Source organism: Edaphobacter aggregans DSM 19364, assembly GCF_000745965.1.
GTDB lineage: Bacteria > Acidobacteriota > Terriglobia > Terriglobales > Acidobacteriaceae > Edaphobacter > Edaphobacter aggregans.
The window spans coordinates 1-4,565 of the sequence record NZ_JQKI01000248.1 but is presented as its reverse complement, the minus strand read 5'-3'; the positions used below and the strand labels follow the sequence as shown (position 1 = coordinate 4,565).

The following is a 4,565-nucleotide window of genomic DNA, read 5'->3' as shown; positions in this document are numbered from 1 at the left end:
GTTGTTCCGCATGTTGTTCTCCACCGTGTTTCTATTCGCACTTTGAGTGAGCCGCTCGTGGCTCTGTGTCGGTTGGGGTCAGAAGGAGAAGTCGATGCTGCCAGTTTTCGGTCGGCCTCGTTCAGGGCCCAACCAGACATGCAGTCATCGGGGAGCGGGGAGTCGCAACAATTAGACATGATCTCCTTCCTCAGGCTGCTACTGCATAGAACGGGATGTATGGCTCCTGGGTGATCCAGATGCGATGAAACAGTACTGCCAGCTTGCGAGCGACGGCAACGATGGCCCGATTACGGGACTGCTTGCCTCCGCGCGAGGCCAGGTGCAGACCCCCGAGGTAGCAGCCGACATCGCGACTTCGCTGGAAACGTTCCTTGCTGCCCAGCGTCAGGACGTAAGTCAGGGCCGTGAGCTGCCCGACACCGTAGACCTGGATCAGCGCTTGTGTCTCTGGATATTCCGCCTCCGTAAGTCGTTTGATGGCGCGATCGTAGATCAGTTTCCCCAGGTAACACTCGATCCGGTATTCAGCGGCGGAAAAACCGACCAGAACATCAAGTCCAACATCTTTTCGCTCGCCGCGACGAATCGCGACCTTAAGACCATGGTAGAGGAGCAGAGATTCCGGTCTGATTTGTATTATCGGCTGAATGTCTTCCCCATCCGAGTGCCGTCGTTGCGGGAACGAAAAGAAGACATTCCTCTGCTCGTCCGCCACTTCGTCAAAGAATTCAGCCGCCGGAATCAGCGTGTGATCGACACCATTCCATCTGAAACTATGCAGGCACTGATCTGCTATCACTGGCCAGGCAACATTCGAGAGCTTCAAAATGTGATTGAGCGGGCAGTGATTATTTCCCGAGGTCCCGTGTTGAATGTGGCCCTCGCCGACCTCACCCCGGACGGGAGTTCTCCTCCAGTTCATATGGTCACCAGCACCAAATCCGCCTCCCATGAGAGCCTTCAGGAAATGCTGGACGAGACGGAGTAGTCTCTCTCTCGCTCAATAATGTTTCGCTCCGGATCTGATGCCGGATTAGAATCTTGCAGTTTTGACATAGGCTCTGGCCCTGCTGGACAACGAGCCGCAATATCCGGCGTCGACTGCGTGAGGGCACCGCCCGCATCTCGTGAGAGAACAACCATCTCTTCGATGGCAAACTCTTCCAAGACATATGGGGAGTGAGACGTGAAGAGAGTCTGTGAGGCGAGCTTTCGAATCTCGTGAACGATACGTTTCTGCGCGTATGGTGGAATCGCGGTCTCTGGTTCTTCCATCGCGAAGATCACATTTTGCTTATCCTGCGCAATCTGGGACAGCATCGCAAGCACCAGCATATTGATGGTTCCCGTGCCTTGGCGGAAGAACGGTGCTGCGTGCTCGCCTTCACCGGTGGCGATAAAGGCAGTAATGACCTTCCGCAGATGTTCGCGTGTGAGGCTCGATACTTTGAGGTGAGGCTTGATGCCCCACTCTTTCGGTACATAGCGTTTCAAGGACTCGTTGATGCTCTCCAATACGCCTGAGAGTCTTCCCAAGTTTGGATCGCTCGCTACCGAATATGAGGCCAGGGTTGCAATGGTGTCTTCCCACATCTGCGGCCTGACCTCTTTCAATCGCAGAACGATGTCGAGCAGACTGCCTCGTTCGAGGCTGAGCGCGCGAGAACCAGTCCGCAGTGACCGGAGGTAGAGAAAGCCGCAGATCTGCTTGTGTTTTTTGGAGAACGGGACTGGCATGGGACTTTCCGACAAGCTACGCGTAAAGTAGGTCTTCCCTTCGAAATCGTCCTCTTCCGCGTCGTAGCACCCGATGAACGTCACCCGCAGGGCTTGCGTGATCGTAGCGGCATCAACACCTGCTGGTTGCGCGATGGTAGAGAGTGCACTTTGCCGAATCCCAAAACTCTACATAGTCGACGAACTTCGCGCCTTTTGCTCCTGAGTTAAATGACTGATTGTCACTTCTATCTCAATCTTGGGAGGCTCGGCGGATGTCAAAAATGGAGCCGGGAGGGTTGGGGGGAGATTGGCATTTACGAAGGGAGGCGGAGAAGGAATGGCCGGAGCCGGTGGCACTGACGTGGCAGCCAGATACTTGCCTTGATAGAAGTCATGTTCGTCGATCGGCGGAGTGCGGTTGAGCCGATCGGGCCCAAGGGCGAGATCAATAGCTTCGAGAATGGTCGTTTTCCCGGTATTGTTGTCACCTAAGAGGACGGCGTGCTGCGGCGGGTAAATCGTCGCGTTCTTGATCCCTCGAAAGTTTTTGATCGTCAGGCAGCAAATTTGCAAGATACACCTCGGTTCGGCTCAGCAGAGGCTTTTGATCATATTGTGTAACGAAACCCCCCTCTTTTGGGGGGTTATGAAACACTTTATTGTGGACAGTCGCCTTGGAATTGGCTATTCTTTGCATCGAAACGCCGTATAAGGAGGGGTTTCGTTACAAGATATTGCGTATGAATCGTACCCGCTCTTTATCGGCACAGGAAAGCAAAATCGTCCTGACTCTCACCGAGAGCGGAAGGCGGGAGATCACGCGCTCCGAAGTTGCCAAAATGCTGGGAAATACCGACAAAGCAGCGGATCATGTCATCGCTTCGCTGCGTCGCAAGGGATGGTTGGAACGTGCGACTTGGGGTAGCTATTTACTGATTCCGCCCGAGTTCGGCCCTGATGCTCTCGGCAACAGCAATCTGCTGGCCCAAGCCAGTCATATTACGGAGCGCTACTATATCGGTTTCGGTAGCGCAGCGGCGCACTACGGACTAACGACCCAGCACCGCAACGTGATTTACGTGGTCACGCCCAAACGCCTTCGCGAACGCGAAATTGGGGACTCGCGGGTAGAGATCGTCACGCAGTCGGAAAGAAAGTTCTTTGGGTTCGAACCAATCGATGTGCTCGGCCATGAGGTGTCGATGTCCGATCGTGAGAAGACTGCGATCGATTGCATCGACCATCCAGAATTCGCGGGAGGGGTCGGAGAGGCTGCGTCTGTCTTTGCCGCGGCCTCTCGCCGTCGCTTCGATTGGGAAAAGGCAGCCGACTACTTGGAACGAATCGGCGCAGGAGCTCTAGCGAGAAGATTTGGCTGGCTCACAGATTTTACTCAGGCGGACTTCCCCTCCGGCGCGCGCGCCCGGGTCCTCCAAGTAGCGACGCGAAGCCGCAGAACTTGGTTAGGTTCGCCGGAGGATCATCCAGTGCCGCGCGCACTCGGATACGACGAGAAATGGAAGATCTTCGTGAACGTTTCAAAAGAAGAGCTTAGCGGAATCGCAGGAACGGCACGCCGCATGACTGTCCGAAAGGAAACGTAGCCCATGCTGACTCAGGCCCAGGTGCAGCGCTATGCGTTCGAAGCCGGTCTTCGCGACATCATGATTGCAGAGAAGGAAGTGGTTCTGACCTTTCTCCTGCAGCTTCTCTCCGAGAGAGGCGTCCTTGATCGACTCGCTTTCAAGGGGGGCACCTGTCTGCGGAAGATGATCCTCGGGAGCCAAGGGAGGTTCTCAACCGACCTTGATTTCACAGGCCTTGAAGAGCACAACCACGAAGATGTCATCCTCGAAATGATGCACGCTTTCGACCAGCCGTTTCATGGCATCCAGTTTTCGTTGGGATGGAAGATTACTACCAAACCCAGGATGGGCTCTCCTGGGGAGCGAACCCTACATATGCACACGCTTGGAACGCAAGCGGTAACAGCGAAGTTAAGCTACAGGTCAGTGTCCGGGAGACTCCCACGCTGCCTACAGCAATGATGGCGCAAGTACCGCAAAGCTATTTTCAGCACCTACCATTTGTGCCCGCGGAAATCCGCTGCCTTTCTCTCGACGAAATCCTGGCAGAAAAGCTCCGCGCCTGCTATCAGCGCAACAAGGCCCGCGACATTTACGATCTCGGCATGTTTGCTACTCGTCCGCACAACCAAGCGAAAATTCGCCGACTTCTGACTATCAAGCTTTGGCAAGCGCATGATGCGTTCGATCCCACCAGGCTGAATCGAAAGTTTGTTGACGGAAACGACTTTGACTGGGACGATCTTCGTCAGCTCACCCGTCGAACCACAGAGATCGATAAAGAAAGAATCACCCGCGACTGTGTTCGTGGGTTCTCATTCCTCAACGAGCTGTCACCTGAAGAGCAAATTCTCGCCGCCGATCCTTACCAGCGGGAGCGCAACCTTTGCGAACATCTTGTCGCATCGCTGCCAACCCTTTAGCACCATAGAGCTAACCTGCATCATTCACGAAGGCTGAGCGAGCGGTTGTTGTGAGCGCGAGCTCGTGACGAAGGCTCGTTTGGCTGGGTGCTGTTGGTTGGATTGCGGTGAGGGGGAGCCTTGCCTAAGCGTTTGCTGGGGGTGGCGCCGTTTTTCGTGCGCAGTTCTCCTGATCCGCAAGTTGCGTGAGGGTGGAAGTGGGGGTTTTCTGTTTCGTCGAGGCGGGCTATCCCGACGAGGCTCCGAGTGCCAGGGCCACTTGCCGGAAGGCGGGAAGAAACGGGAACGATGCGGGCAGATGCAGCAGCATGCGGCGCACCGAGACCAGCACGCG

6 protein-coding genes are annotated in these 4,565 nt (G+C 55.4%); 4 read left to right on the top strand and 2 right to left on the bottom strand.

The genetic code is table 11. The features are described 5' to 3' along the window. Window positions 1-244: 244 nt before the first annotated feature. On the top strand, window positions 245-991 hold the full coding sequence (locus Q363_RS30630) for an AAA-type ATPase lid domain-containing protein (RefSeq protein ID WP_035358322.1): 747 nt from the start codon (window positions 245-247) through the stop codon (window positions 989-991). On the opposite strand, the gene Q363_RS43435 is transcribed toward Q363_RS30630, so the two are convergent. Together Q363_RS43435 and Q363_RS43430 are read right to left on the bottom strand one after the other, a co-directional pair. Continuing rightward, the gene (locus Q363_RS43435; RefSeq protein WP_211256446.1) at window positions 964-1,740 is read right to left on the bottom strand and encodes an ATP-dependent nuclease; all 777 of its coding nucleotides are present in this window, start codon (window positions 1,738-1,740) and stop codon (window positions 964-966) included. The two genes, Q363_RS30630 and Q363_RS43435, sit on opposite strands and share 28 nt — an antisense overlap. A gap of 168 nt (window positions 1,741-1,908) precedes the next feature. Further along, a complete protein-coding gene (locus Q363_RS43430) occupies window positions 1,909-2,295 on the bottom strand; it encodes an ATP-dependent nuclease (RefSeq protein ID WP_211256445.1) in 387 nt (128 codons plus the stop codon). A 101-nt stretch (window positions 2,296-2,396) separates the two neighbouring features. Here Q363_RS43430 and Q363_RS30620 point away from each other — a divergent pair, with 101 nt between their 5' ends. The 3 genes from Q363_RS30620 to Q363_RS45765 are packed head-to-tail and all read left to right on the top strand — an operon-like array spanning window position 2,397 to window position 4,231. After that, entirely contained in the window at window positions 2,397-3,326 is a 930-nt protein-coding gene (locus tag Q363_RS30620; protein WP_157467958.1) for a type IV toxin-antitoxin system AbiEi family antitoxin domain-containing protein, read from the top strand. 3 nt (window positions 3,327-3,329) lie between these two features. Beyond that, window positions 3,330-3,770: a nucleotidyl transferase AbiEii/AbiGii toxin family protein gene (locus Q363_RS45770; protein ID WP_035358321.1), complete on the top strand. Its 441-nt coding sequence runs from the start codon at window positions 3,330-3,332 to the stop codon at window positions 3,768-3,770. Next, complete coding sequence (locus tag Q363_RS45765) at window positions 3,755-4,231, top strand: nucleotidyl transferase AbiEii/AbiGii toxin family protein (protein ID WP_281176112.1); 477 nt, start codon at window positions 3,755-3,757, stop codon at window positions 4,229-4,231. Before Q363_RS45770 ends, Q363_RS45765 begins: the two co-directional genes overlap by 16 nt. The last annotated feature ends 334 nt before the right edge of the window (window positions 4,232-4,565 follow it).

Coding starts and splice junctions, on each gene's coding strand:
- Q363_RS30630 (WP_035358322.1), top strand. CDS start 245: ATGAAACAGTACTGCCAGCTTGCGAGCGACGGCAACGATGGCCCGATT.
- Q363_RS43435 (WP_211256446.1), bottom strand. CDS start 1,740: ATGCCAGTCCCGTTCTCCAAAAAACACAAGCAGATCTGCGGCTTTCTC.
- Q363_RS45770 (WP_035358321.1), top strand. CDS start 3,330: ATGCTGACTCAGGCCCAGGTGCAGCGCTATGCGTTCGAAGCCGGTCTT.